This window comes from Actinomadura sp. WMMB 499, from assembly GCF_008824145.1.
Lineage (GTDB): Bacteria > Actinomycetota > Actinomycetes > Streptosporangiales > Streptosporangiaceae > Spirillospora.
In genome coordinates this window covers 5,853,818-5,879,756 of sequence record NZ_CP044407.1, presented here as the reverse complement: position 1 = coordinate 5,879,756, position 25,939 = coordinate 5,853,818, and the positions used below count along the sequence as shown (strand labels likewise).

Genomic DNA, 25,939 nt, shown 5'->3' with positions numbered 1-25,939 from the left:
TCCCGCCCGCCGCCGGTTCGGCCGCGGCCGCCGGGGCCGCGACCGTCCCCGCCCCGGCCGTGCCCGCGGCGGTCACCGCGATGGCCTTGAGCACCGTCCGCCGGGTATGCGCGGGGGCCTCCGGCCCGCCGTGCCCTCCCGCCTCCTCCAGCAGTTCGGTGATCCGCGCGCCGGTCGCCGGGTCGGTGTCGTCGGTCAGGACGGACGACACGGAGTCCACGACCGGACCGGCCTCGCCGGTGCGGCGGCGCGCCGAACGCTCGAGGAAGTCGCGGTAGCCGTCCAGGTCTTCGATCACGAAGACGGCGCCCCACTCGTGGTCGCCGCCGTGGTCGCGGCCGACGGCGAAGGATCGCACCGACGGGACGTCCCTGCCCTGTTCGCGCAGGCTTTCGAGGACCTCCGTCCGCTGCTCCGGTGTGGCTTCGGGTGTGAACGTCAGCCGGATGCCGTGGTAAATCAAAGCGCTCGTCTCCTTCCTCCGCGCGGACCGGCCGCGCGAACCGCGGGCCGTGGCGGTCGTGCGGTCACCCGCCCTGGGCGGGTAGCCGGACGCGGATGATGCGGTCGTCGCCGGGGCGGGGGTCGGTGCCGCCCCAGGTGGCGCGGTCGGTGTTGGACGTCACGATCCACAGCGTTCCGTCCGGTGCCGCCTCGACCGTGCGGATCCGGCCATAATCGCCGGTCAGGTGGGCGATCGGCCGGCCGATGGCGCGCTCCCCCGGACGGGCAGTTGCCAGAGGCGCTGCCCGCCGAGCGCCCCGATCCACAGGGAGCCGCGCGCGTAGGCGACCCCGGACGGGGACGCGTCGTCGGGGTGGATCGTGGCGATCGGCGGCTCCCCGGTGTCGCCCTCGATGCCCTCGGCCTCCGGCCAGCCGTAGTCCGCGCCGGCCCGGAGCACGTTCACCTCGTCCCAGGTGCGGTGGCCGAGTTCGGAGGCGTACATGGTGCCGTCCGGCCCGAAGGTGATGCCCTGCACGTTGCGATGCCCGCTGGAGTAGATGGCGGTACCGGAGGGATTGTCGCCGGGGATCGTGCCGTCCGGGCGGATCCGGAGGATCTTGCCGTTCAGCGAGGTGTCGTCGGCGGCGTTCTCGGGCTCGAACGCGTCGCCCGTCCCGATCCACAGGTTGCCGTCCGGGCCGATGCGCAGCCGGCCCCCGTGGTGCCGGTCGGCGGTCCGGATGCCGTCGAGCAGGACCCGCGTCCGGGTGAGGGAGCGGTGGTCCTCGGCGATCCGGAGCGCGACCACACGATTGGTGGGCGAGCCGGACACGTAGGCGAACACGGTGCGATCGGCGGCGAACCGGGGCGAGACGGCCAGGCCGAGCAGCCCGCCCTCCGAGCTCGTCCGGACCCCCGGGACCGTGCCGACGGGCTCTGCCTCACCACCGTCCGCCGGTACCCGGACGATCCGTCCGGACAGCCGCAGGGAGACCAGGGCCGAGCCGTCGGGGAGGAACGCGAGCCCCCACGGCGCCTCCAGCCTCGTCACCAGTTCGGTGCGCTCTCCCAGCGCCGGCGCGGAGGCCGGTGAGGGAGCGGTGGTCGGCTCCGCGCCGCGGCCGCACGCCGTCACACCGAGCCCCGCGGCCACCACGAACGCGATGGCGAGCCGAGCCGGTTTCGATCGTCGATCCATGACGCCTCCCGTTGTCAGCGCCAACGTTAAATCAGGATCGATGGCAACACAATCGATGGCAACGACTTTTTGTTAGCATCGCCACGTGAGTGATCGAGAAGAGGTCCGCCGGCGGATCGTCGACGCCGCGACCCGGCTGCTGTACGACCACGGGCGGGAAGCCGTGACCACCCGCGCCGTCAGCGCCGCGGCCGGGGTGCAGTCCCCGACGCTCTACCGCCTGTTCACCGACATGAACGGGCTGCTCGAAGCCGTCGCCGAGGACGGGTTCGCGCGCTACCTCGCCGGCAAGCACGCCCAGGAACTCTCCGACGACCCGCTGGACGACCTGCGCCGCGGCTGGGACCTGCACGTCGACTTCGGCCTGGCGAACCCCGCGCACTACATGCTCATGTACGGCCGGTCCGTCGGGCACCGGCCCCCCGCCGCCGAACAGGGACTGCGGCGGCTCCGCATGCTCGTCGAACGCATCGCCGCGGCCGGACGCCTCGCCGTCGGCGTCGACACCGCCATCGGCATGATGCACGCCGCCTGCGTCGGCGTCACGATGAACCTGATCGAGACGCCGCCCGCGAACCGCGACCCCGCCCTCGCCGACCGGCTGCGCCAGGCCGTCATCGCGGCGATCACCACCGCCGCCGCCCCCGGCCCGCCCGCCATCGCCCACCGCGCCGTGGCCCTGCAAGCCGTCCTGGACGAGGCCCCCGACCTCTATTCACCCGGCGAGCGCGCCCTCATGAACGAACTCCTGGACCGCGCGGCGAACCACCCCCCGCCCACCTGAGCCGAGCCGTCCCGGACCGGCCGACGAATCCCCCGCAGGCCCGCCCGGACGCGCGTCAACCGGCGGGGGCCACCGGACGGCCGTCGGGGCCGGCGGCGGCGTGCGGCCAGAGCGCGGACTCGTCCCGCCGCAGCCGCGACACCTCCTCCATCCGGTCACCCGGGATGACGACCTGAGTCACATCGACGGCCTTCTCATCCTTCGCGCTGTAACTGATGCGAGCGATCTCCCATACGGGCAGCCCGGCCGGGATGAGCAGTAGCTTCGTCTCCCGCGCGGTCGGCATCCGCACCCGCCGACGTTCGAGCCATTCCAGCGGCCCGTGCCCCGCGGCCTCGATCGCGTCGACCCATGCGCCCGGTCCCGTCCCGAGCGGCTCCGCAACCTCTGGAACCTCGGCGGATATACGCGGGTGGATCCACGTCGTGGAGATCTGGAACGCCGGCTCCCCCTCCGGTCCCGTCACCCGCACGCGCGTCATGACCGCCGCACCGACCGGCACGTTCAGCATGTGCGCGAAGCGCGCGTCCTCGATCGGGACCTCACCGACTTCCGGCTCGACATGGTGAACCCACAGTTCGTTGCCCATCGCGGCCGGAAAGCTGTACCCGGCGGCGAACTCCCGCCCGTCCTTCATGTGCCGGGTGTTCCGCCTGACCAGGTCGGTGCGCATGACGGTCTTGCGATGCATCGGCCGGACGACCGTGCCCCGACGAGGCACCGAGACCAAACGCCCCTCCTGCGCAAGCTTGCCGACCGCACGTGCCACCACGTTCCGACTCGCGTCGTAATGCTTCGCCAGCTTGGCCATCTGCGGCAGCGTCTCACCCGCCTGCCACTCACCTTCATCGATCCGGCGCAGCAGATCATCGGCGATCTCGTTGTACCGAGCTGCCCCCACGTGTCCACCCCATCGCATCTAATTGTTGAAGCTTATTGACAGACCAGCAGGCTACCGCCACGATGAACCCAGACGAGATTTGTTGAAGCAAATCTCGATCAAGGTCATCGCTCGCACCTTACAGACGTACCCGGCATGTCGGAAGTGAGACGCAGAAACCCCCTGGGCACAGGGCCTGCGAGCACCACATGCACGCGATCTGGAGCCTCCAATGATGCTCGTCCAACCTACGGCGACCGCGATCGATAGCGGGTCCGGATCGCCACGACCGTGTCAGCCACCGGACTGGAGGGATTTCCCCAGGTCACATCAGACAAGGACACACGAGTGAACATCGGATTCACGACCGCCGCAGACATGGACATGGCCTGTGTCGTCACCCGGACGACTCCTGGGCAGGTCCGGACGCTCGTGGGGTTCCGGCTTACGGAGTGGAGGCTGCTCGGAATCGCGGATGACGTGCAGCTCGTCATGACCGAGCTCGTCACCAATGCGCTGCGGTGCACCCCGGACAGGGAGATCCGGGTCCGGCTCACGCGAGAGCCCGGCTCGGTCCTGCTGGGCGTCTGGGACTCATCGGACGAACTGCCGATGGCCGAGCGCATCACGGAACCCACGCTGGACGACATCGTCCCCGATCGGCAACGCCCTCGACGCCGGGCACGACGCCGGGACCTGTGGTCGTGGGCTGCCCATCGTCGAAGCCCTGTCGGTCCAGTGCGGCGTCGACAGGACGCGTCCGCATGGCAAGTGGGTGTGGTCGCGGATCTCGTCCTGATTCAACACATCGTTAGATCACCGAAGGGGGCTCCATGGGACGCCTGCGTCCGCTGGGCGGTCATGTGGGGTGGCATCGGTTGCGCCGCAGTACAGCCACGCATCGGAACCGCGCCGTCGTCGTCCGCTATCTGGATCTGCTCGCGAGCACGCTCCAGCCGAGGGGCTACCGGTGCATCAAGTTGTACCGGGCCGACGAATTCCCCGTTTCCCTGCCGCTGCTGTGGGTCTTTGCGGGTGGGCCGGACGATCATGTCGGCGTGGCCGTGGGTGTCCAGGCTGTACCTGGCGGAACGTGGGGCTACTACGAAGCGGCGCGCGGCAGATACGGCTACCTGTCCCCCTGTGGGGATCCGAAGGCGGCGGCCGAGAGGGTCGACTCCCTGCTCAAGCACCGAATGTTCCCGGGCTCTTGGTGAGCCTCGCGCGGAAGGAAGGTTTCCGATGAACGACGATCCACTGGTCAACCCTGGTGACCGGTTCCCGCTCGGGCTTCCCGGGCACGCCGTACCGGTCAGCGCGGCGCCCCGTTCGGCCACCGAACGTCCGTGGGGGATGGACTGTGCGGTGGTACCCGCGCCTGTCCGTGCCATGGGGAAGCACGGCAAGCCCACGAGCACCAAGAGCGTCCCCAAGGCGACCACATACACCGACGACAGCGTCACCCGGAAGGACACGGTCACCGAGACGGTGACCGACTGATGCCCACGCCTGTGGTGCTCATGCTCGCCGAACGGGACGACGCCGAAGCCGTCTACGTCTCGGACGCGCTGGCGATGCGCGGTGCGCGTGTCGCATGGTTCGACACCGCATGGTTTCCGGTTCGAGCTGACATGACCGTCCGTCTTGGGGACGACGGCTGGCGCGGCGAGATCTCCGGTCCGGACGGTGCCGTCCGGCTGGACGACGTCACTGCGGTGTACTACCGCCAGTCGCAGCCGTTCAGCTTTCCGGGGACGTTGAGCGAGCCGGAGCGGCGGTTCGCCTCTGTGGAGGCGAGGTTCGGGTTCGGCGGGGTGTTCATGTCGCTCCCTGCCCGCTGGGTGTCGCACCCGGCGCGGCTGGCCGATGCCGAGTACCGTCCGCTTCAGATGGCCACGGCGGTGCGGTGCGGATTCCGCGTTCCGGCGAGCACCATCACGAACCGTCCGGACGAGGCTCGGGACTTCGCCCGCTCGGGCTCGGGTGTCGTGTACAAGGCGACGATGCACAAGCTGATCAGCGAGGACGAGCGGGTCAAGCTGATCTACACGACGCCCGTGAGTGCGGACGCGATCGACGATCGGGTCGCCACGACGCTGCATCTGTTCCAGACGAACGTGCCCAAGTCGCACGACGTCCGGCTGGTCGCGACGGGCAACGGGCGAGTGCATGGGGTCGCCATCCGCACGGACGATCCGTCCGGACGTCAAGACTTCCGGGTGGCATACGGTTCGCTGACGTACGAGAGCACCGACGTCCCTGACGAGGTGGCCCGTGCATGCCACGCCTACCTGAAGGCTCTCGAACTTGAGCTGGGCGTTTTCGACTTCGCCGTGACCGGTGACGGTGCATGGTGGTTCCTTGAGTGCGGGCCCGGTTCGCAGTGGGCCTGGCTGGAGGACGAGACGGGCGCGCCCATCGCAGGGTCGATCGCCGGCACGCTTCTGGGAGTGGCCGCATGACCGACGATCTCGATGGTTGGCGGGCCCGCGCGGGTGATCTTGCCGATCGGCTCGTCAGGCAGGGTGCCATCACCGACCCCGTGTGGCGTGAGGTCGTCGCGTCGGTGCCCCGGCACGCGTTCGTCCCCGCGTTCTACGACGACGCGTCCGGGCTCGTCGGCGCCGGTGATCCTCGGTGGCTCGACGCGGTCTACAACGATGACACGCTGGTGACGCAGCGCATGGAGCATCCGGAGCAGCCCGGGTTCGCGTGGTCCACGAGTTCGACCACACGGCCGAGTCTGATGCTCCGGATGCTGGAGCTTCTCGACGTCTCCGGCGGCATGACCGTCCTCGAAGTCGGCACGGGAACCGGGTACAACGCGGCGTTGCTGTGCGAGCGGGTCAGCTCGGGGAACGTCACGTCGATCGACATCGATCCGGCGCTGGTGGATGCCGCGCGCGGGCGGCTCGCCGATGCGGGATACCGGCCTCACCTCGCGGCGTGTGATGGGGCGCTCGGGTGTCCGGGGCGGGCTCCGTTCGATCGGGTCATCGCGACCGTCGCGTTCGAGCGCGTCCCGTGGGCCTGGATCGAGCAGGTTCGTCCGGGCGGGGTCGTCCTCGCCGACGTCCGTCCACGGGGCATGACCTGGGCGGGCGCGCTGGCCCGGCTCACCGTGGACGGGGACGGCACGGCGAGCGGGCCGCTCGTCGACTGCACCTGGGGGTTCATGTCGGCCCGGACCGGCGTCGAGCGGCCGGGCATTCCGGAGGTGGTCCACATCGACGCGACGTCCGTGCGGAGCCGGACGAGCGAGGTCGGTGCGGGCGCGCTGCACACGCCGGGGCTGTCGCTGCTGGTCTGGCACCGGCTACCGGGCGTCAACGCCTTCCCCGGTGAGGACGGTACGCAGATCACCGCGCCGGACGGCTCGTGGGCGAAGGTGTCGACGCGCGTCCCGGCACGCGTCGAGTACGGCGGGCCCTCGGACGTCTGGACGGACGTCGAGGCGGCCCACGCCTGGTGGATCGAGCACGGACGGCCCGGTGTCGGGGCGTTCGGGCTCACCGTCGAGCCGGACGGGCAGCGGCTCGGGCGGCGGACGTCCGAGGGAACGGAACCGGTCGGGGATTTGGGATAGTCGTCCCATGTTCAGAGTGTTCGTCGCCCTGCCGATCGGGGGTGCGTTCGGGGCCGCGACGTCGCTGCTCAACGCCTTGTCGAGCCCCTACACCGCCGTCGGCGGGGCGTTCGCCGACACGGTCGCCGGGCCGGTGTTGCAGGTCGTCAGCCGGCTGCTGGGTGTGGGCTGGGCTTGGGCGGCGCTCGCGGTGGCCGTCGGCTGCCTCGCGCGCCGACCCGTCCACGGGGCGCTCGCCGGAGCGGCGGCACTCCTCGCGGCCACGGCGGCGTACTACGTGCTCGATCCGGTGCTTCGCCAGGAGCCGTTCGGCATGCACGCGGGCGCGCTGCTGTTCTGGGGCATCGCCGCCGCCGTAGCCGGGCCTCCACTCGGCGCGCTCGGGAGCCGGATCGGACGGCCCGGGCCCGTCGGGCTGCTCGCGGGGCTCGTCGTTCCCGCGGGTGCGGCCCTGGAGATGCTCGTGTTCCGCGGGCCGCACCCGCTCGTCCCGCTGTCGGCCGCGGAGCAGGTCGCCCGGTGGACCGTGCTGGCCGGTGCCGCGGCGGTCGCCCTGGTCGTGGTCGTCCGGCGGTTCGCGAAGTTGTGAGCCCGTCCGGCGGCGCCGGACGGGCCGGGCGGCTCACGAACCGGCGAGGGCGCGGCGGTGTTCGGACCACTTGAGGGAGTGCCGGATGGCGTCCTCGATCGTGTACTCGGGCTTCCAGCGGAGCAGGTCCCAGGCTTTGTCCGGACGGACGAACGCGCCGACGACGTCGCCCGGTCGGGCGGGCGCGTCCTCGGCCCGGAAGGCGTCACCGACGACCTCGCGGAAGGCGGTGACGAGTTCGCGGACGGTCGTGCCGTCGCCGGTGCCGAGGTTGATCACCTCGTAGCCGGGGTGGTCGGACAGGGGCGGGATGACCGAGTCGAAGCGGGTCGCGGCCTCGTGGAAGGCGCGGGCGATGTCCCACACGTGGATGTAGTCGCGGATGGCGGTGCCGTCGCGGGTGTCCCAGTCGACGCCCGTGATCTGGAACGGGGCGTCCTGCTCGTAGCACTCGATCATCTTGCCGAGGGCGTGCGTGGGCTTGCTGCTCTGCAGGCCGGAGCGCAGCTGGGGGTCGGCGCCGATGGGGTTGAGGTAGCGCAGCGAGATGACGCGGAGGCGGTGGGCCCGGCAGAGGTCCTGCAGGAGCAGTTCGGCCATCATCTTGGAGCGGGTGTAGGGGTTCTGGGGTTCGAGGGCCGAGGTCTCGGCGACCGACAGGTCGGGTTCGGGGCGGTACATCCCGGCGGTCGACGCGAAGATCATCCGGTCGGCGCCGTTGCGGACGAGGTGGCCCGCGAGGTCGAGGGTCTTGGCGAGGTTGACGCGGTAGTAGCGCTGCGGGTCCCGCATGGAGTCGGGGACGACGATGAGCGCCGCGCAGTGCACGGTGGCGATGATGTCGGCGTGGTCGCGGAAGATCGTGTCGATCAGGTCGCCGTCGCCGATGTCGCCCTGGTAGAAGATCTTTCCCTCGGTGAACTCGGGCCGGCCCGTGACGAGGCTGTCGAGCACCACGGGCGTCACGCCGTGCTCGGCGAAGACGGACGCGATGGTGCTGCCGATGAAGCCGGCTCCCCCGGTGATCAGGACTTTCATATGGCATTCCCCTGAAGCCAAGTGCCTGGACACGCACAGAATCCGCAGGGTTACGGAGACGGTCAACGCCGGTGTCCGAGTTCGGACGGGCGTGAACCGCCGGGCTTCGCGGGGCGTCCGCGCACGGTTCCTGTTCCGGTCGCGCGAGACGGCCCGGCGTACAGCGTTTGCAGGATCCGGACGGCCGGTGAAAGCGGCATGGTCGGGGGATGCGACCCATCCGCGTCCTCATCGTGGACGACCACACGCTGTTCGCCGAGGCCCTCGCCGCCCGGCTGGGCCGGGAGCCCGACCTGGTGATCCTGCCGATCGCGTCCGACGCGCGGCGGGCGCTGGCGCTCACCGCGACGGAACGTCCGCAGGTCGTGGTGCTCGACATGACGCTCGGCGCGGAGAGCGGCCTGGACGTGCTGGACCGGCTGCGGGAGTCGGAGCCGGACGTGCGGGTGGTGGTGCTGACGGCGATGAGCGAGCTGGACGTGCTGGTGCAGGCGGTGCGGCGGGGCGCGGTGGGGTGGCTGTCGAAGACCGAGAGCGCGGAGCTGGTGGCGCGGGTGATCCGGTCGGCGGCGCGGAAGGGCGGGTGGATCCCGCCGGAGCTGCTGGGCGAGGTGCTGCGCCGGCTGACGGCCGACGGCGACGAGGAGCGGCTGCCGGAGCTGACGCCGCGGGAGCGGGAGGTCCTGCAGTGCATGGTGGACGGCCTGGGCCGCGCGGAGATCGCGGAGCGGCTGGGGCTGTCGGCCAACACGGTGCGGACGCACACGCAGAATCTGCTGGCCAAGCTCGGGATGCATTCGGCGCTGGAGGCGATCACGCTCGCGATGCGGGCGGGGATGCGGCCGCGGGACTGATGCAAACGGCGTAGGCCGGGGTCGTCTTTTGGGCGATTTCGCGCGGTTACTGCGTTCTTACGCTCGGCCTGACGAAGGCGGAGGGAAGATCGTGGAACTCGACGAAGTCGCCGCGCGGCTGGGTCGCCGCTACTGGGCGCTGCTGCTGGTCCTGACGGTTGCCCCGGTGCTGGTCGTGGGGTTCGTGATGAGCGGGCGGGAGGCGCCCGCGGTCGCGCAGACCCGGATCGAGGCGAGCGGCAGCGTGACCGACGCGGCCGTCGGGGACGCCGGTGTCAGCATCGTGGTGAGCCAGGTCAGCGCGTACGCGACGAGCCGGAACCTGCTCACCGGCGTGCTGAAGCAGCAGAAGATCGACCGGTCGCCGACGGAGCTCGCGAAGAAGATCGAGGTGACGGGTCTCGGCACGGCGACGATCGTCGAGCTGGCGGTGGAGGACGCCGAGCCGGAGACGGCGCGGAAGCTGGCGGACGCGATCGGCGGCGCGGTGGTCGGTCAGATCAACCAGTCGAACCGGGGCGCGCTGAACGAGCGGATCGACGAGATCAACGAGCGGATCCGGGATCTGGAGAAGGAGCTGGCCCCGCTGGCGCGGGAGGCGTCCGGGCCGGTGCCCGACGTCGGGGCGATGAACGAGCGGGAGCGCGTCCAGGCGGAGCTGACGGACCTGCGGTCGAGCCGGGCGGAGCTGACGTCGGAGCTGACGTCGGCGGGGTCGGCGTCGGTGGTGCAGCCGGCGGTGCTGGCGCCGGAGTCGAACCCGATGGTGATGCTCGCGGCGATCGCGGGGCTGGTCGGGCTGGTGCTGGCGATCCTGATCGCGGTGGTGTCGGAGATGCTGCGGCCGACGGTTCCGGGGCAGCGCCGGGTGGCGCGGCGGCTGGGCGTCCCGCTGCTGGGCTGGGCCGATCGCGGGCCGCGGGAGCTGGCGGATCTCGGCCGGCGCACGCGGCTGGCGGCCCGGCGGGAGGGCGTCGGGCAGATCACGCTCGTCGGGGCGCCCGGCCCGCTGCCCGCCGAGCTGGTGTCGACGGTGGCGTCGGCGGTGTACGGGGACGAGACGAAGCTCGTCGCGCCGCAGGAGGCCCGGCTGGACGAGCCGAAGCCGGACGGGACGAAGCCGGACGGGCCGGACGGCGAGGGCGACGGGCCGTCGGTGAACAGCACCGGGCCCGCCGAGCCGAAGACGAGCACGTCGGTGGTGCGGGCGGGCACGGCGGTGATGGCGAAGAAGCCGAGCGAGGTCGCGCAGCGCAAGCGGACGCCGGTGCCGTCGCGGGAGCCGTGCCACGTGCACGCGTTCAAGGACGTCGACCCCGGGGCGGACGCCGGCGCCGGTGTGGTCGTGGTGGTCGGTCCGGTCACGGCGGTGTCGGGGCTGGAGACGGTTCGTGACCTGGTGGCGGCGTCCGGCTGGCCGCTGCTCGGGGTCGTCGGTATCCGGAAGATCAAGGGGTAGTGCTGATGGGTTCCGTTCCCTTCACCGTTCCGTCGCTGGCCGGAGAGGTCTCCGACGCCGTCGTCAAGGTCCTGGACTCGGGGTGGATCACCACCGGTCCGCAGACGGGCCAGTTCGAGCAGGAGTTCGCCGACTACCTGGGCGCCGCGCACGTGGTCGCGGTGGCGTCGTGCACGAGCGGGCTGGAGCTGTCGCTGCGCGCGCTCGGGCTGCCGCCGGGCTCGGCGGTGCTGACCCCGAGCCTGACGTTCTGCGGCGCGATCAACGCGATCCTGCACGCGGGGCACCGTCCGGTGCTGGTCGACGTGGACGAGGACACGCTCGTCCCGAGCCCCCGGACGGTCGCGGCGGCGGCGGGGCGGGTGGACGCGGCGGCGATGATCGTCCAGAACCAGGGCGGCTACCCCGTGGACGTCCCGGCGCTCGCCGAGGCGGCGGGCCTCGACCGGGCGCGGATCGTCGAGGACGCGGCGCACGGTCCGGGCGCGGCGCGGGACGGCGCGCCGGTCGGTTCGGAGTCGTTCGCGGCGTGCTTCTCGTTCTACGCGACGAAGAACATGCCGATCGGGGAGGGCGGCGCGGTCGCGTCGAACGACCAGGAGTTCGCCGACCGGGTGCGGGCGATGCGGCTGCACGGGATGAGCAAGGACTCCTGGCGCCGGTACCTGCCGGGCGGCAGCTGGCGCTACGACGTGAAGACGGTCGGGCTGAAGGCGAACATGACCGACGTCCAGGCGGCGATCGGGCGGGCGCAGCTCGCCGCGCTGCCGGGCTGGCAGCGGCGCCGCGCGGAGATCGTCGCCGGCTACGACGAGGCCCTGGCCGGGCTGCCGGGGCTGGTGCTGCCGCAGCGGGACCTCGGCGGGATCACGCACGCGTGGCACCTCTACCAGGTGCGGGTGCCGGACCGGGACGCGGTGAGCCACGAACTGGAGGAGGCGGGCGTCGCGACGTCCGTCCACTTCATCCCGGCGCACCAGATGACCGCGTACCAGGAGATCCTGGGCGCGGCCGAGTGCGCGTCGGTGCCGGTGACCGAGCGGATCTCGGGGGAGCTGCTGTCGCTGCCGCTGTACCCGGGGCTGACGGCCGACCAGGTGGATCGGGTGGTGTCGGCGCTGACCGAGGCGCTGCGGGCCCGGGGCTGACCGTGCGTCGCTTCCTGCCGCGCCGCCGTCCGGCCCCCCGCCCGGCCGGGACCGCCGCACCCGGACCGGCCGCCGTCCCGGAACCGGCCGGCCCGATGGCGCTGCTGCTCGGACGGGACGAGGTCGCGCTGGCGGGCCCGCGCGGGCGGCGGCTCGTGCGGGGCCGGCGGGTGCTGGTGACCGGGGCGTGCGGGACGGTCGGGGCGGCGCTGTGCAGGCGGGTCGGGCGGTACGAACCGGCCGCGCTGTGCCTGGTCGACGTCGACGGCGGCGGGCTGGAGCGGCTCGGCCGCGAGTTCGCCGGGCTGCCGGACGGGACGGTGACGATCGCGCGGGCCGACGTGCGGGACGCGGCCCGCGTCGACCGGGTCGTGGCGATGGCGCGCCCGGAACTGCTGTTCCACACGGCCGGGCGGCGGGACCTCGCGGCGGTCGAGCGGGACCCGTGCGGGGGCGTCGCGCAGAACGTCCTCGGCACCCGGCACGCGGTCGACAGCGCCGTCCGGCACGGGGTGGAGCGGCTGGTGCTGGTGTCGTCGGAGCTGGCGGCGGACCCGGCGTCGGTGCTGGGCGCGACGCTGCGGCTCGCCGAGCTGCTGCCGCACGCGGCGACGGGCGGCCCGACGTGCTTCGCGGCGGTCCGCGTCGGCAGCGTCCTCGGCGCCGGGCCGCCGCTGAGCCGGCTGGCCCGGCGGATCTCGGCGGGCGAGGCGGTGACCGTCCCGCATCCGGCGGCGACGCGGCACTTCATGACGGTGGAGGAGGCGGCGGGGCTGCTGCTGGAGGCGGCCGCGCTCGCGGAGGAGGCGGAGACGTTCGCGCTGGACGTCGGCCGTCCCGTCCCGGTCGTGGACCTGGTGCACCGGTACGCCGAGCAGCTGCGGCTGCCGGAGGTGACGATCCGGTTCAGCGGCCTCGGCCCCGGCGAGCAGCTCGCGGAGAAGGCGTTCGCCGACTCCGAGCGCCGGATCCGCACCGTCCATCCGAAGATCTGGGCGACCCGGCCGGCCCCGCCTCCGGCCGGGCTTCCCGCCCTGCTGGACGCGCTGGAGGCGGCGGCGGGCGCGGGCGACGCCCGCCGCGTGCGGCGGCTGCTGCGGCGGCTGCTGCCGGAGTACCGACCCTCCTCGGCTGTGAGGTGCCCGTGAGTTCTGATCGGAAGCTGCGCGTGGCCACGGTGATCACGCGGTTCAACGGGGGCGCCGGGCAGGTCGCCCTGAACGGGATGCTGGCGCTGCCGGACGGCGACTACGAGCGCGCGATCGTCACCGGCGGCGTCGGCATCGACAGCCGGGCGTCCGGCGGCGGGCGCGAGCCGGTGCTGCACGGGGACGCGGCGGTCGCGAACGCGGCGGCCGGCGACCTGACCCCGCGCGCGCACGGTGCGGGGATGGAGATCGTGCAGGTGGGGCCGCTCGTCCCGCAGATCTCGCCGCGCGACGACCTGGCGGCGCTGCGGACGCTGGAGACGGTGCTGCGCGACGGCCGCTTCGACGTCGTCCACACGCACAGCGCGAAGGGCGGCGTGATCGGGCGGGTCGCGGCGGCGCGGGCGGGCGTGCCGCGCATCGTCCACACCTGGCACGGGTTCCCGTTCAACGAGTTCCAGTCGTGGGCGCGGCGCCGCGCGTATATAGGTCTGGAGCGCGTCGCGGCGAAGCGGACGGACGCGTTCCTCGCGATCGGGTCCGAGACGGTGACGACCGCGCTGCGGCTGGGGCTCACGACGCCGGAACGGGTGCGGCTGTCGTGGCCCGCGGTGGACGTCGCGGCGTACGCGGCGGCGCCGGGCTCGCGGGCGCAGGCGCGGCGGCGGCTGGACCTGCCGCTCGGGGTGAAGGTCGTCGGGTCGGTGGGGCGGCTGACGTTCCAGAAGGGCCCGGAGATCTTCGCGAAGGCGATCGCGCGGCTGCCGGACGACGTGTTCGGGCTGTGGGTCGGCGGCGGGCCGATGGCCGGCGAGCTGGAGCGGCTGACCGAGCGGCTCGGGATCGGCGGGCGGATGCGCTGGCTCGGGCACCGCGACGACGTCGCGGGGGTGCTGCCCGCGTTCGACGCGATGGCGATGGCGTCCCGGTGGGAGGGGCTGCCGTGCGTGCTGGTCGAGGCGATCGGCGCGGGGATCCCGCTGGTCGCCACGGCCGTCCCGTCCAACCAGGACCTCGTGCTCGCCGGGGAGACCGGGATGCTCGTCCGGCCGGAGGACCCGGCCGGGCTCGCGGCGGCGATCGCGGCGCTGCTGGACGATCCGGTCGCCGCCGCGCGGATGGCGGCGCGGGCCCGCGACCGGGTCGGCGACTGGTTCTCCCCCGCCCATCTCGGGACCGTGCTGGACGAGACCTACCGAGGGAGCTCGCGGCGCCCATGACCACGATCACCGATCGGCCGCCGGTACGGGCGGCGCCGGACGGCGCCCCCGGCGGGCAGGGCCGTGCGCCGCTGCGGAACCGGTGGCGGCCGGAGGCGGTGCTGCTGTCCCTCGGGATCGCGTCGCTGCCGATGCTGATGCCGGCGGGGCTGCCGCCGGGCCCCGGCAACACCGGGCTGCCCGACCTCGTGCTCGTCGTCCTGACGGTCGCGACGCTGCTGTGGGCGGGCAAGCGGAAGGTGCCGGTGCGGTGGCCGTTCCTGCTGCCGACGCTGCTGACGATCATCGCGGGCGGCATCGCCGCGTACGTCAACCAGGCCGGGCTGCTCACCCTCGCGAAGGACCTGTTCGTCCTGTTCTGGGGCGTGTGCGTCGCGAACCTGTGCCGCGACCCGCGGCTGCTGCGCGTCGCCGTCCGCTCGTTCGTCGGCTTCGGGACGCTCTACGCCGTCGTGCTGATCGCCGGGTTCGTGCTCGGCATCGACGCGATGTCGGGCAAGCAGCCGGACGGCATGCGCGCCATGTTCACGTTCGGCGACGCGAACTACGCGTCGAACTGGTTCATCTGCGTCTTCTTCATCGTCCGGGCCACGCGGACGCCGCACGCGCCGTGGAAGCGGTACGCGGTGCTGGGGATCCTGCTGGTCGCCGAGCTGCTCACCGGCTCCAACGGCGGGCTGCTGTCGCTGCTCGTCGCGCTCGTCCTCGGGCACCTGTTCCGGCTGTTCCGCGAGGGCCGCACGTACCGGGCCGTCGCGACCGCCTGCCTCGCCGGTGTCGTCGCGGGCGGCGGCGTCCTGGCCGTCACGACCGTCGACGTCCAGCCGTACCTGGACCGGATCAGCGCGATCCACCCGGTGCTGCGCGACTCGATCGGCCGGACGACCGACTCGAGCACCGCGACGCGCAGCACCGTGTTCACCACGACCGGCGAGATGATCGCCGAGCAGCCGCACCCGTGGGGCATCGGGCCCGGCGAGACCGTCAACGCGATGATGGACCGGCAGGAGACGTACGTGCGCGAGGCGCACAACGACTACATCGCCTCGACGCTCGAACGCGGCTTCCTCGGCGGCGTCGCGCTGATCGTGCTGGTGTTCGCGCTGCTGCTGACCTGCACGCGGATCGCGCGGCGCGGCGCGCTGACCGGCGAGTACGCCCGGATCGTCCCGCGCCCGGAGATGTTCGGCGCGCTCGTCGCCGTCTTCCTGATCTCCGGGATGTTCTACGAGACGCTGCACTACCGGCACGGCTGGGCGATCTTCGGGCTGATCGCGGCCCTGCACCTGTTCGGGCGGCGCGGCGCCGCCGACCGTCCGCTCACCGAGGCCGAGGCCGGGGGCGGCCGATGACCGACACCCGCAAGCCCGAACCGGCCGTCCCGCCCGAACCGGGGGACGCGCCGGACGGCGGACGGCTGCGGCGGCGGCTCGTCGCGCTCGTCGCGGGCAACATGGCCGGACGGGTCGGTGCGCTCGCCTCGCTCGGCATCGCCACGATCATGGTCGCGCGGATCGGCGGCCCCGCGCTCGTCGGCGCGTTCACGCTCGTCCGGATCCTGCCGGGGCTGCTGTGCCAGCTGTCCTCGGCGGGCCTGCCGGGCGCCGCACCGTACTTCCTCGCCCGCGACGCCGAGGACCAGCGCCGCGTCCGGCCGACGCTCGCCGCGCTGACGGTGCTCGGCGCGGTCGTCGCGGGCGCCGGCTGGCTCGTCCTCAGCCCGGCGATCCACCTGGTGTTCCTCCAGCCGTTCGGGTTCTGGATCACGCTCGTCGCCGCCGCGCCCGCGTTCACGCAGACGTTCGTGTCGGTCGGCAAGGGCCTGCTGCAGGGCACCGGCGACCAGGCCGGCGCCAGCCTCGCCATCGCCGTCGAGGAGTTCGTCTTCCTGCCGATCTACCTGGTCATCCTGATCGGCTGGTACGGGCCGGGCGCGCTGATCACCGGGCTGGTGCTGGCCGACGTCGCCGCCGCCGCGTGGATCGTCCGGCGGCTCGCCCGCGGCGGGTTCTTCCGCGGCTGGGGACGCCCGGACGCGCGGCTCGGCCGCCGCATCGCCGGGTTCGGGCTGCGCGGGTACGTCGGGCAGCTCATCGACCTGCTGCAGCTCCGGTTCGACATGGCGCTGCTCGGCGCCATCGCCGGGCCGAGCGTCCTCGGCGTCTACACGGTCGCGAGCAAGTTCGCCGAACTGGTGCAGCTTCCCGGGCTCGCCGTCAACTACGTCCTCTATCCCGACTTCGCCAAGGACGACCGGGCGACCGCCACCCGGCGGACCGCCCGCCTCATCCTGCCCGCGCTCGGCGTGTCCGCGCTGGCCGCGCTGCCGCTCGCGCTGATCGCGGGGACGGCGCTGCCGTGGGTGTTCGGCGACGTGTTCGACGACGCGGTGGTCCCCACCTACATCCGCCTCGCGGGCGTCGTCACGTTCGGCGTGACCGGCCTGGTCATGGCCTACCTGTACGGGGTCGGACGGCCCGGCGCCGCGTCCACCGGGCAGGGCATCGGCCTGCTCGTCGTCGTGCTGCTCGGGGTGCTGCTGATCCCGTCGCACGGGGCGACGGGCGCCGCGATCGCCACGTCCCTCTCGTTCGTCGCCACCACCGCCGCGCTGCTGCTCTGGTTCCGGCACGTCAGGAATCTCGACGCCCGGGACGGGCGGGCGGCCGGGGAGAAGGGGTGATCCCATGTCCGAGGAAAGCACCGAGGACCGCGCCGAGCTCGAGAGCCGGCCGGTCGACCCGTCCGACGGCGTCGCGCCGTCCCGGCCCCGCCGGGTGCTGGACGTCGCGGGCGCCCTCGCCGGGCTGGCGCTGCTCAGCGTCCCGCTGCTGCTGATCTACCTGCTCGTCCGGCTGACGAGCAAGGGGCCGGGCGTGTTCCGGCAGACCCGCGTCGGGCAGGGCGGGCGGCCGTTCACCATGTACAAGTTCCGGACGATGCGGCAGGGTGTCGGCGGCCTCACCGTGACCGCGACGTGCGACCCGCGGCTGACCCGCGTCGGCAAGCTGCTGCGGCAGTGGTCGCTGGACGAGCTGCCGCAGCTCGCGAACGTCCTGCGCGGGCAGATGACGCTGGTCGGGCCGCGCCCGGAGACCTACGACCTCGCCGTGCACTACGACGGGCACTGCCGGTGGATCTTCGACCACCGGCCGGGGCTGACCGGCCTGTCGGAGGTCCGGTTCCGCGACTTCGACGTGCTGCCGCCCGGTGAGGAGGTCGACCTCGTCGGCTACATCCGCAGGATCGTGCCCGCGCGGGTCGCGGTCGACGCCGTCTACCTGCGGGACCCGTCGATGCGGGCGACGTTCCGGGCGCTGTGGGACACGGTCCGGCACATCCTCGGGTTCACGCTGCCGCCGCTGCAGGTCCGCGCGGACGGCGCCGTCGAGGAGGTCCCGGCGAACGAGCCGTCCCGGCCGCTCGCGGCGGCCCCGCCGGACGACCGGACGGCCGAGGGCACGGCGACCGGCGGCCGGGCGCCTGTGGAGCCGGTCGCAGAGCCCGCGAGGCCGGTGGCAGAGCCCGCGGGGCCGGTGGCGGAGCCCGCGGGGCCGGTCGCGGAGCCCGCGCGGCCGGTGGAAGAACCGGGTCCGGCCGCGTGACCGGCCGGCCCGCCGACATCGTCTCGGGGGAGATCGGATGGACGTGCGGTACAAGATCGGGGCTGCCGTCGCGGCGGTCGCGCTCGCGACGGCCGGGCTGCTCGCGGCGGTGCGCGCGATGGACCGGTACGAACCGTACACGGGGCCGCCCGCGACGCCCGGCACCTCCCCGGCCGACCCGGACCCGACCCGCCGCATCGCGCTGAACACCGAACCCGCCGACTACCCGAGGCTGCGGCGGCTCGGCTACGACCTGGTGGACATCCGCCCGGACCCGTCGCTCGTCGCGGGGATACCGCACGGCATGCAGGCGATGATGTGGGTCGGCAACTTCCACTGCGACGACTTCACGCTCGACTTCGACGCGTTCGCCCAGGCCGTCCGGACGTACGGGCGCGACCCGCGCGTCTACGGCTGGTACCTGTCGGACGAGCCGAACACGAGCGAGTGCCCGGAGATCGCCCGCGAGATCGAGCGCCGCGCCGACTTCCTCGAGCGGCACGCGCCGGGGCAGGTCTCGTTCATCTCGCTCACCGACTGGCCGATGGGGCCGGTGACGCCGCGGAAGGTGAACGTCGACATCGTGGGCCTCGACCCGTACCCGTGCCGGGGCGCGGTCGAGCCGAAGGAGAAGTGCGACATCGGGGCGATCGACCGGATGGTCCGGATGGCGGACCGGGCGGGCATCGAACGGGAGCGCGTCGCGCCCGTCCTCCAGGCGTTCGGGCAGGAGTGCTCGTCCGGCGACAAGCAGTACTGGCTGCCGACCGAGGACCAGTTCCGCGCCCTGCTCCGCCGCTGGGACCGGCTCGTCCCCGCCCCCCGACTGGAGGTCACCTACACGTGGGGGAAGCAGGACGAGTGGGCGTGCCCCACGCTCGCGGACGCGTCCGGCGGCGACCATCCCGACCTGCAGAGCATCATCGAGGCCCGCAACACCCGGCGTCCGTGACGCCCGCCCGCGGCTCCGCCTACGGGTCCTCCCGCGGGTCCGCCTACGGGGCCGCCTCCGCGGCGCCGTTGGTGGCGCCCTCGGGCGCGTTGCTCGGCAGCGGAACCTCGACCGAGCCGAGCGTCACCGCCGCCCACTCCAGCAGGCCGATGACGACCACGAACCCGACGACGAGCAGGCCGAGCCTGGTGCGGTTCGAACCGCGCACCCTACCAACCCCCAAACGATCACCAAAAGCACCACGATAGTGGAAATGCCGGGCCCGGATGCTCACGCGCGTGAGCATCCGGGCCCGGCGCCGGCGCGCGCCCCGGGACGGAAGGGGTCCGGTCCGGGGCGCGCGGGCCGTCACCCGATGCGGCGGCTGGTCAGGTTCGCGGCGCGGGCGTTGACGCACACCCCCGTCGCCAGGTCGAACGCGAAGTTGTGCGCGAGGCAGTGCACCAGCCCGTTCCGTACGATCGCGCCGACGGCCAGGTCCTCGCCCGCGTGCGGGCAGTAGCGGGGGATGTCGTAGCGGCCCCCGTCCCAGTCGACGGTGATCCGCTCGCTCCAGTCGCGTCCCGTCTCGTACTCCTCGACGGCCTGCAGCGCGGGCGCGTTCGCGTGCTTGAGCAGCCCGACGAGATGGTCGTTGTAGACGTCCGGGTCCCGGTACAGGCTGAGCCGGAACGAGATCAGCAGGTCCTCCCACGCCATCCGGCCGGACAGGACGGCCTCGACCCAGCGGCCCTCGGTCGTGATCCGGTAGTGCGGGCGCACCTCGGGCCGCGCGTGCCCGACCGACACCCCGTCCGGTGACAGCCCCACGTCCCACGTCCCGCCGTTCGGGCCGGTGACCTCGAAGCGGACCACCATCGCGATCTGCTCCAGGAAGTAGTCGCTGAGCCCGCCGAGGTATGTGAAGTGCGCGGCGAACCGGTCGAACAGGCCGGGGGCCGGCTCGGGGTTCTCGGCGAACACCCGCGCGATGTGCGGGGCGCGGTCGGCCGCGTACCGCTCCAGGTACTCGGCGCGGGCCGCGTCGGCGAAGGAGAACTCCGCCGACACCGGGTCCCGGACGGTCGCGCCGGTGTCCAGATCGAGGGAGTCGCCCGGCTTGAAGTGGTCGAAGCGCTGCGCGGGCAGGTGCTCGCGCAGCCAGTCGGTCGCGGCCTCGGGGTCGCAGAACGCGCCGTCCTTCTGGTTCAGCACCCAGTTCAGCCGCGCCACCTCGGCGTCCAGGAAGCAGGGCGGGCCCGCGAACGGCACCGCCAGCTCGGGCGCGGTCTGCCGGACGAGCCGCTGCACCGACCGCAGTTTCGACGTCCGCTTGCTCATCGAGACCTCGGCCATCTCGGCGGCCGGGTACTCGTAGCAGATCGGGTGCCAGGACGCACCGGACGCCTGCAGCGCCATGACGTCCAGCCGGTCCCCCGCCAGGTGCTTCGCGCGGCGCGCCTGCGCCGCGGTGAGCCGCGCGTCGTTGCCGTGCAGCACCGACCGACCGTCCGCGACGAACAGGAAAGCGGCGTCATGACACATCGGTGATAGTTCCGGAATCACGGTCATCCAGGACCCGTGCGAGTCAAGTGGAAATTTCTCCCAGGGCTCTATCTCGATTACCGGCCGGTCCCCCGCGACCGCCGCCATCCGTTCGCGGAACGCCGGACCCGGGTAGCGCGGAATGAGGATTCGGGTCCGGGCCGGCAGCCGGCCGATGACCCACGGGTCGAAATGATCTAGGTGTTCGTGCGAGACCGCGAGCCAGTCGGCGTCCAGCAACCGGTCGGCGTCCAGATGATCGTTTCTCGGATACTGGTGCCAGGCTCCGAGAAACGCCCCCGTCGGCGCGAGCCAGGGGTCCGCGAGCAGGCGGAACGCCCGGGCGTCCAGCGACACGCCCGCATGTCCGAGAAAAGTGACCGTCGGCATACCGCGACTGTCCCTCCCCGGCCGCCGCCCCGCACCCGGCGTAATGCGCAATGCGGCTACGCCGTAGGCATGACGGAAATGCCAGAGAGGTAACCGACAATCCTGTCTGAGACGCCGACTCAATGTCCCGCGTTTACCAGCAGATGTGTATGACCACTACCGGTCAGGTACAGGACGGTTGCGGCCAAATTACTGGACACCACGCGTACACCGGGTGACCGTCGATACGGTGCTGGTGATAACGGACGGGGGTCCTTCATGAACGACGGGCGGTCTCGGGCAATTCCGATGGACGCGCCCGCGGGCGTCGCCACGCTCACCGGCGCGCAGGTACGGGAGTTCGCCTCCCGCGCCGCGCGCCCGCACGCGGCGGCGTCCGGCGGGGAGGGGATCGGGAGCGAGGGAATCGGCGGCGACGCGCTGTGGCGGCGGCGCCTGCGGCACGACATCCGGCACGAACTGGGGACGATCATCATGCTGGCCTCGGCCGTCGCCGTGGCCGACGACATCGGCGCGGCCAGCCGCGCCCGCGTCGAGCAGCTGCTCGGCGAGACCCGCTGGCTCGACCACCTCCTGCGCCGGCTCGACGGCGACGACGACGACCACCTCCCCGGCCCCGAGCGCGTCCGCGTCGACGAACTCGCCGCCGAGGTCGTCACCGGGATCAAGCTGTCCACCGCGCACGAGGTCTGCTTCACCGGCGACGAGGCGTGGGCCTGCATGGACCCGGTCGCCCTCTGGCGCGCCGTCCGCAACGTCCTCGACAACGCCTGCCGCGTCGCGAACGGCCGCGTCGACGTCCACGTCACCGCCGACCGCGGCTGGGTGACCGTCCAGGTCGACGACGACGGGCCCGGCTTCGGCGCCGCCGGCTCCCGCGGCCCCGCGTCCCGCGGGCTCGCGTCCCTCGGCCTCGGCATCGTGCACGACCTGATCTCCGGCTACGGCGGCAGCCTCGAGATCCGCACCTGCGAGATGGGCGGCGCCCGCGTCCGCCTCCTGCTGCCCGCCGCCCCCGCCCCCGAGGCCTGCGGCGACGACTGGCGGCCCCACCCATGAGAGTGCTGATCTGCGACGACCACGCGGTCTTCGCCGACTCGCTGTCGCTCGTCCTCACCGACGCCGGGCACACCGTCGTCGGCGTGACCTACTCCCCCGCCGACGCGCTCCCGCTGCTGCGCGCCGGCGACGCGAACGTCTGCCTCATCGACCTCCGGTTCCCGTCCGGCACCGCGCTGGAGTGGATGCCTCGCCTGCGCACCGCCGCACCGCACACCCGCTTCGTCGTGCTGACCGGCTTCCTCGAACGCCCGGTCCTGGACGCGGGCATCGCGGCGGGCGTCCGCGGGTTCGCGCACAAGGGGCAGCAGGCCGGCGACGTCCTCGCCGTCCTGCGCCGCGTCGAGGCCGGCGAGACCGTCGTCGACCAGGGCCTCGGCCACCCCGACGCCCGCCCGCGCGGCGACGCCGAACGCGTCGCCCGCTTCCTCACGCCCCGCGAAAGGGAGGTGCTCACGCGCCTCGCACGCGGCGAGTCCACCCAGGCCCTGGCGAAGGCCATGGGTGTCACCCGCAGCACCGCGCGCAGCCACGTCCAGAGCGTCCTCAGCAAGCTCGGCGTGCACTCGCAGCGCGAGGCCGTCATCGAAGCCGCCCGCCACGGTCTCGTCAGCGTCGAGACGGGCGAGTGGATCGCGGGCTGACGCCGCCCGCCGCACCCGGCAGTGCCGCCCGCTCCGGAAACCGGGGCGGGCGGCACTTCGCGGACGCCGTCGCCGTTCTACGGTTCGACGTAGATCACGCCCGCCGAACAGGACCCCCGCGATGGCCGACACGCACACGACCGAACCGCCGACCCGCCTCCTCGACCTCGCCGCCGGGGCGGTGGAGTACCGGCTCGAGGAACGCGGGCCGCGCACCGTGCTGATGCTGCACGGCGGCCACATGCGCGCCGGGATCGCGCTGGGCGAGGACGTGTTCGCCGACGCCGGGTGCACGGTCCTGGCCGTCTCGCGGCCCGGCTACGGCCGCACCCCGGTGACCACGGGCACCACGCCGGACGGGTTCGCGGACGTCCTCGCCGGCCTGTGCGCCGAACTCGGCACCGGCTCGCTGGCCGCCGTGGTGGGCCAGTCGGCGGGCGGCCCCACCGCGCTCGCGCTGGCCGCCCGCCACCCCGACCTGGTCGAGCGCCTCATCCTGCAGAGCGCCGTCGGGCTGCCGCCCTGGCCCGATCGCCGTACCCGGCTGGCCGCCGCCGCGGCCTTCCATCCCCGCACGGAGGCCGCCACCTGGGCGCTCGTCCGCACGCTGGCCCGGCGCGCTCCCGGGCTCGCCCTCCGGCTGCTGCTGCCCGACCTGACGTCCCGTCCGACGGGCGAGGTGCTGTCCGGGCTCGGCGACGCCGACCGGAACGTCCTGCTGGGGCTGTTCGGCCGGATGCGCTCGGGCTCGGGTTTCCGCAACGACGTGCGCGTCATGGCCGCACCGGACGGCGCCCGCCGTGCGGCGGCGGCCGAGGTCCGGCGGCCGACCCTGGTCATCGCCTCCCGCGACGACGGATCGGTGCCCTACTCCCACGCCCTGTCCCTGGCCGAGGCCATCCCGGACGCCCGGTTGGTCACCAGTGGCGCGTCCAGCCACATGATCTGGCTCGGCGACGGCTACCGCGACGTCGCGGCCGCCATCACCGCCTTCCTCGCCGAAGCCTGACACCGACCGCACCCGCCTGCCCGGCGGGCGGGCCATGGGGCGGCCGTGAGCACCGCAGCGGAGTGCCGGCCGTGGACGGGTACAGAGACGGGAGCGCTCATGCCGGGCGCGGGCCGGCACACCTGGGGCGGGCCGGTACACCCGAGTGCGGGCCGGCATGCCCGGGCGCGGGGTGGCACATCCGGACGCGGGCCCACACCCCAGCACGGCCCGGCACACCCGGCCCGGCACACCCGGGCGCAGCCGGTACGCCTGGGGGCGTAGGTGGGGTGACTCCCGGTGGGCGACGTGGCGTGCGCGGCGGCTGACCTACTGTTCAAGGCATGAGCACTCGGCCGCACGCGCCGGTTCGGGGGCAGTGGCCGCGGCCGAGCGGGTGGCCGGTGTGGGTCGTGCCCCTGTTCCTGGCGCTCTTCCAGGTCATGGGATCGATCGGGGCGCAGCACGGGCCGTCGGAGCGGGCGGGGAAGGGCGGGCCGTGGTCGCGGGAGGGGCCGCCCTGGGCGGACGGTTCGATGGAGATCGGCAGCACGCCGCTCGATCCGCTCGGGTTCGCGCTGCTCGCCGGCGGTCCGGCGCTGCTGCTGCTCCGGCGCCGGTATCCGGTGTTCACGCTGGCGGCGGTCGGCGTCGTGACGACCGTGTACTTCCTGCGCGCCTACACCTACGGGCCGGCCCCGACGGCACTGGGCGTGGCGGCGTTCGGCGCGGTGATGGCGGGACACCGGCTGGCGGCGTGGGCGGGGACGGCGCTGTGGCTGGCCGGGTTCTTCGCCCTCACCACGGTCATCGGGGTCCCGCTCGCGGAGCGGGGGGAGCCCGGACGGACGTTCCCGGTGGAGGAACCGACGGCCGGGGGCATGACGATCTTCATCGGCTGGGCGCTCGTGGTGCTGATCGGCGGGGAGCTCGTGCGGATGCGCGCGCAGCGGGCCGCCGAGACCGCGCGGACGCGCGCCGAGGAGGAGAAGCGGCAGGCGAGCGAGGAGCGGCTGCGGATGGCGCGCGAGCTGCACGACGTGCTGGCCCACAACATCTCGATGATCAACGTGCAGGCGGGGGTCGCGCTGCATCTGATCGACGACGATCCGGGGCAGGCGCGGACGGCGCTCGCGGCGATCAAGGAGGCGAGCAAGGAGGCGCTCACCGAGATGCGCTCGGTGATCGGGGCGCTGCGGGCGCAGGGCGAGACGGCGCCGCGGTCGCCGACCGCCGGGCTCGACCGGCTCGACGAGCTGCTGGCGCGGGCCGAGTCGGCCGGGCTCACCGTGGACGCCGAGGTCACCGGCGACCGGGGGACGCTGCACGCCGGGACGAGCCTGGCCGCGTTCCGGATCGTCCAGGAGGCGCTCACCAACGTGACCCGGCACGCGGGGCCGGGCCCGGTGACGGCGCGGGTCCGCGTCGCCTACCGTGAACGGGAGATCGAGGTGCGGGTCGAGGACGACGGGCGCGGGGTGTCGCTGCTGGACGATCGTCCGGCGGGCAGCGGGATCCGCGGCATGCGGGAGCGCGCCGCGGCGCTAGGCGGTACGTTCGAGGCGGGCGCCCGCCCGGGGGGCGGGTTCGCGGTCCGCGCCACGCTCCCCCGTGACGCGCCGGAGGAGCCGGACGGGAGGGACGCGCGGTGATCAAGGTGCTGCTCGCCGATGACCAGATCCTGGTCCGGGCAGGGTTCCGGGCGCTGCTGGACGCGCAGGCCGACATCGAGGTCGTGGGCGAGGCGAGCGACGGGGAGGAGGCCGTCGGGCAGGCGCGGCGGCTGCGCCCCGACGTGATCCTGATGGACATCCGGATGCCCGGCCTGGACGGTCTCGCCGCCACCCGGAAGATCGCCGCGGACGAGCGGCTGGACGGCGTCCGCATCGTCATCCTGACCACGTTCGAGCTCGACGAGTACGTGTTCGAGGCGCTGCGCGGCGGTGCGAGCGGGTTCCTGGTCAAGGACACCGAGCCGGTCGAGCTGATCCACGCCGTGCGGGCCGTGGCGGCGGGGGACGCGCTGCTGTCGCCGAGCGTGACCCGGCGGCTGATCGCCGAGTTCGCCGCGCGCGCCAAGGAGCCGGCCCCGTCCCCGCACCTGAACTCGCTCACCGACCGGGAGCGCGAGGTGATGGCCCTGGTCGGCGAGGGCCTGACGAACGAGGAGATCGCGGCCCGCCTCGTGGTCAGTCCCGCGACGGCGAAGACGCACGTCAGCCGCACGATGGTGAAGCTCGGCGCGCGCGACCGGGCGCAGCTCGTCGTGTTCGCCTACGAGTCCGGCATCGTCAAGCCGGGCTGGCTGCCGTAGATTCTCCTTCCTGGAGATTGACTGTTGTCGGCGGAGCCGACATGACAGGGTGGGTCGAGCACGATGGGAAGCGGGGGAGCCGCGCGGCGACGCCGTGACCGAGCAAGGGAGT

The 25,939-nt window shown here is 73.2% G+C and carries 25 protein-coding genes and 1 pseudogene; 20 read left to right on the top strand and 6 right to left on the bottom strand.

The genetic code is table 11. The features are described from left to right. Positions 1–292: 292 nt before the first annotated feature. Together F7P10_RS44635 and F7P10_RS26485 are read right to left on the bottom strand one after the other, a co-directional pair. Positions 293–463: pseudogene (locus F7P10_RS44635) on the bottom strand (Dabb family protein); the annotation flags it as partial. A 222-nt stretch (positions 464–685) separates the two neighbouring features. Further along, on the bottom strand, positions 686–1,645 hold the full coding sequence (locus F7P10_RS26485; protein ID WP_218040147.1) for a sorbosone dehydrogenase family protein: 960 nt from the start codon (positions 1,643–1,645) through the stop codon (positions 686–688). An 85-nt stretch (positions 1,646–1,730) separates the two neighbouring features. On the opposite strand from F7P10_RS26485, the gene F7P10_RS26480 reads away from it, so the two are divergent. Beyond that, on the top strand, positions 1,731–2,429 hold the full coding sequence (locus tag F7P10_RS26480) for a TetR/AcrR family transcriptional regulator (RefSeq protein ID WP_151013217.1): 699 nt from the start codon (positions 1,731–1,733) through the stop codon (positions 2,427–2,429). A gap of 55 nt (positions 2,430–2,484) precedes the next feature. Here F7P10_RS26480 and F7P10_RS26475 read toward each other — a convergent pair whose 3' ends face one another. Next, on the bottom strand, positions 2,485–3,330 hold the full coding sequence (locus tag F7P10_RS26475) for a GntR family transcriptional regulator (protein ID WP_218040146.1): 846 nt from the start codon (positions 3,328–3,330) through the stop codon (positions 2,485–2,487). Between the two features lie 812 nt (positions 3,331–4,142). Here F7P10_RS26475 and F7P10_RS26470 point away from each other — a divergent pair. Genes F7P10_RS26470 through F7P10_RS26450 form a run of 5 tightly spaced genes read left to right on the top strand, consistent with a single transcriptional unit; the run spans position 4,143 to position 7,484 of the window. Continuing rightward, positions 4,143–4,526, top strand: coding sequence for a hypothetical protein (locus F7P10_RS26470; protein ID WP_151013214.1), 384 nt, complete (start codon positions 4,143–4,145; stop codon positions 4,524–4,526). A gap of 25 nt (positions 4,527–4,551) precedes the next feature. After that, on the top strand, positions 4,552–4,809 hold the full coding sequence (locus F7P10_RS26465) for a hypothetical protein (protein WP_151013212.1): 258 nt from the start codon (positions 4,552–4,554) through the stop codon (positions 4,807–4,809). Further along, positions 4,809–5,771 carry an MvdC/MvdD family ATP grasp protein gene (locus tag F7P10_RS26460; protein WP_151013210.1) on the top strand — a complete coding sequence of 321 codons (963 nt, stop codon included), beginning with the start codon at positions 4,809–4,811 and terminating at the stop codon, positions 5,769–5,771. Before F7P10_RS26465 ends, F7P10_RS26460 begins: the two co-directional genes overlap by 1 nt. Then, positions 5,768–6,895 (top strand): methyltransferase domain-containing protein, encoded by a 1,128-nt coding sequence (locus F7P10_RS26455; protein ID WP_151013208.1) that lies wholly within the window; start codon positions 5,768–5,770, stop codon positions 6,893–6,895. The genes F7P10_RS26460 and F7P10_RS26455 overlap by 4 nt, the downstream gene beginning before the upstream one ends. Positions 6,896–6,902: 7 nt before the next feature. After that, the gene (locus tag F7P10_RS26450; RefSeq protein WP_151013206.1) at positions 6,903–7,484 is read left to right on the top strand and encodes a DUF6518 family protein; all 582 of its coding nucleotides are present in this window, start codon (positions 6,903–6,905) and stop codon (positions 7,482–7,484) included. 33 nt (positions 7,485–7,517) lie between these two features. On the opposite strand, the gene galE is transcribed toward F7P10_RS26450, so the two are convergent. Beyond that, complete coding sequence (galE, locus tag F7P10_RS26445) at positions 7,518–8,522, bottom strand: UDP-glucose 4-epimerase GalE (RefSeq protein WP_151013204.1); 1,005 nt, start codon at positions 8,520–8,522, stop codon at positions 7,518–7,520. 209 nt (positions 8,523–8,731) lie between these two features. Between galE and F7P10_RS26440 the strand changes: the two genes are divergently transcribed. The 9 genes from F7P10_RS26440 (at position 8,732) to F7P10_RS26400 (ending at position 18,908) form a co-directional block, all read left to right on the top strand. Further along, positions 8,732–9,376 carry a response regulator transcription factor gene (locus F7P10_RS26440; RefSeq protein ID WP_151013202.1) on the top strand — a complete coding sequence of 215 codons (645 nt, stop codon included), beginning with the start codon at positions 8,732–8,734 and terminating at the stop codon, positions 9,374–9,376. 91 nt (positions 9,377–9,467) lie between these two features. Next, positions 9,468–10,835: a hypothetical protein gene (locus F7P10_RS26435; protein WP_151013200.1), complete on the top strand. Its 1,368-nt coding sequence runs from the start codon at positions 9,468–9,470 to the stop codon at positions 10,833–10,835. A 5-nt stretch (positions 10,836–10,840) separates the two neighbouring features. After that, positions 10,841–11,983, top strand: a complete 1,143-nt coding sequence (locus F7P10_RS26430) for a DegT/DnrJ/EryC1/StrS aminotransferase family protein (RefSeq protein ID WP_151013198.1) — start codon at positions 10,841–10,843, stop codon at positions 11,981–11,983. A gap of 2 nt (positions 11,984–11,985) precedes the next feature. Continuing rightward, positions 11,986–13,131: a polysaccharide biosynthesis protein gene (locus F7P10_RS26425; protein WP_151013196.1), complete on the top strand. Its 1,146-nt coding sequence runs from the start codon at positions 11,986–11,988 to the stop codon at positions 13,129–13,131. Continuing rightward, on the top strand, positions 13,128–14,351 hold the full coding sequence (locus F7P10_RS26420) for a glycosyltransferase (protein WP_151013194.1): 1,224 nt from the start codon (positions 13,128–13,130) through the stop codon (positions 14,349–14,351). The genes F7P10_RS26425 and F7P10_RS26420 overlap by 4 nt, the downstream gene beginning before the upstream one ends. Then, positions 14,348–15,703 (top strand): O-antigen ligase, encoded by a 1,356-nt coding sequence (locus F7P10_RS26415; protein WP_151013192.1) that lies wholly within the window; start codon positions 14,348–14,350, stop codon positions 15,701–15,703. The genes F7P10_RS26420 and F7P10_RS26415 overlap by 4 nt, the downstream gene beginning before the upstream one ends. Next, the gene (locus F7P10_RS26410) at positions 15,700–17,034 is read left to right on the top strand and encodes a lipopolysaccharide biosynthesis protein (RefSeq protein WP_151013190.1); all 1,335 of its coding nucleotides are present in this window, start codon (positions 15,700–15,702) and stop codon (positions 17,032–17,034) included. The genes F7P10_RS26415 and F7P10_RS26410 overlap by 4 nt, the downstream gene beginning before the upstream one ends. A gap of 4 nt (positions 17,035–17,038) precedes the next feature. Further along, the gene (locus F7P10_RS26405) at positions 17,039–17,956 is read left to right on the top strand and encodes a sugar transferase (RefSeq protein ID WP_302851360.1); all 918 of its coding nucleotides are present in this window, start codon (positions 17,039–17,041) and stop codon (positions 17,954–17,956) included. A gap of 37 nt (positions 17,957–17,993) precedes the next feature. After that, the gene (locus tag F7P10_RS26400) at positions 17,994–18,908 is read left to right on the top strand and encodes a hypothetical protein (RefSeq protein WP_151013189.1); all 915 of its coding nucleotides are present in this window, start codon (positions 17,994–17,996) and stop codon (positions 18,906–18,908) included. Positions 18,909–18,951: 43 nt separating this feature from the next. Here the strand turns inward: F7P10_RS26400 and F7P10_RS42690 are convergent, their stop codons facing one another. Both F7P10_RS42690 and F7P10_RS26395 read right to left on the bottom strand, forming a co-directional pair. Then, a complete protein-coding gene (locus F7P10_RS42690; RefSeq protein WP_176611666.1) occupies positions 18,952–19,116 on the bottom strand; it encodes a hypothetical protein in 165 nt (54 codons plus the stop codon). A 140-nt stretch (positions 19,117–19,256) separates the two neighbouring features. Then, the gene (locus F7P10_RS26395; protein WP_151013187.1) at positions 19,257–20,822 is read right to left on the bottom strand and encodes a Rieske 2Fe-2S domain-containing protein; all 1,566 of its coding nucleotides are present in this window, start codon (positions 20,820–20,822) and stop codon (positions 19,257–19,259) included. A 288-nt stretch (positions 20,823–21,110) separates the two neighbouring features. Here F7P10_RS26395 and F7P10_RS26390 point away from each other — a divergent pair, with 288 nt between their 5' ends. The 5 genes from F7P10_RS26390 to F7P10_RS26370 all read left to right on the top strand — a co-directional run bounded on the left by F7P10_RS26390 (position 21,111) and on the right by F7P10_RS26370 (position 25,827). Beyond that, positions 21,111–21,881 (top strand): sensor histidine kinase KdpD, encoded by a 771-nt coding sequence (locus tag F7P10_RS26390; protein WP_176611665.1) that lies wholly within the window; start codon positions 21,111–21,113, stop codon positions 21,879–21,881. Then, the gene (locus F7P10_RS26385; protein WP_151013183.1) at positions 21,878–22,525 is read left to right on the top strand and encodes a response regulator transcription factor; all 648 of its coding nucleotides are present in this window, start codon (positions 21,878–21,880) and stop codon (positions 22,523–22,525) included. Before F7P10_RS26390 ends, F7P10_RS26385 begins: the two co-directional genes overlap by 4 nt. A gap of 121 nt (positions 22,526–22,646) precedes the next feature. Next, positions 22,647–23,534 (top strand): alpha/beta fold hydrolase, encoded by an 888-nt coding sequence (locus F7P10_RS26380; RefSeq protein WP_151013181.1) that lies wholly within the window; start codon positions 22,647–22,649, stop codon positions 23,532–23,534. Positions 23,535–23,857: 323 nt separating this feature from the next. Beyond that, positions 23,858–25,165 (top strand): sensor histidine kinase, encoded by a 1,308-nt coding sequence (locus tag F7P10_RS26375; protein ID WP_151013179.1) that lies wholly within the window; start codon positions 23,858–23,860, stop codon positions 25,163–25,165. After that, positions 25,162–25,827, top strand: a complete 666-nt coding sequence (locus F7P10_RS26370; RefSeq protein ID WP_151013177.1) for a response regulator transcription factor — start codon at positions 25,162–25,164, stop codon at positions 25,825–25,827. Before F7P10_RS26375 ends, F7P10_RS26370 begins: the two co-directional genes overlap by 4 nt. The last annotated feature ends 112 nt before the right edge of the window (positions 25,828–25,939 follow it).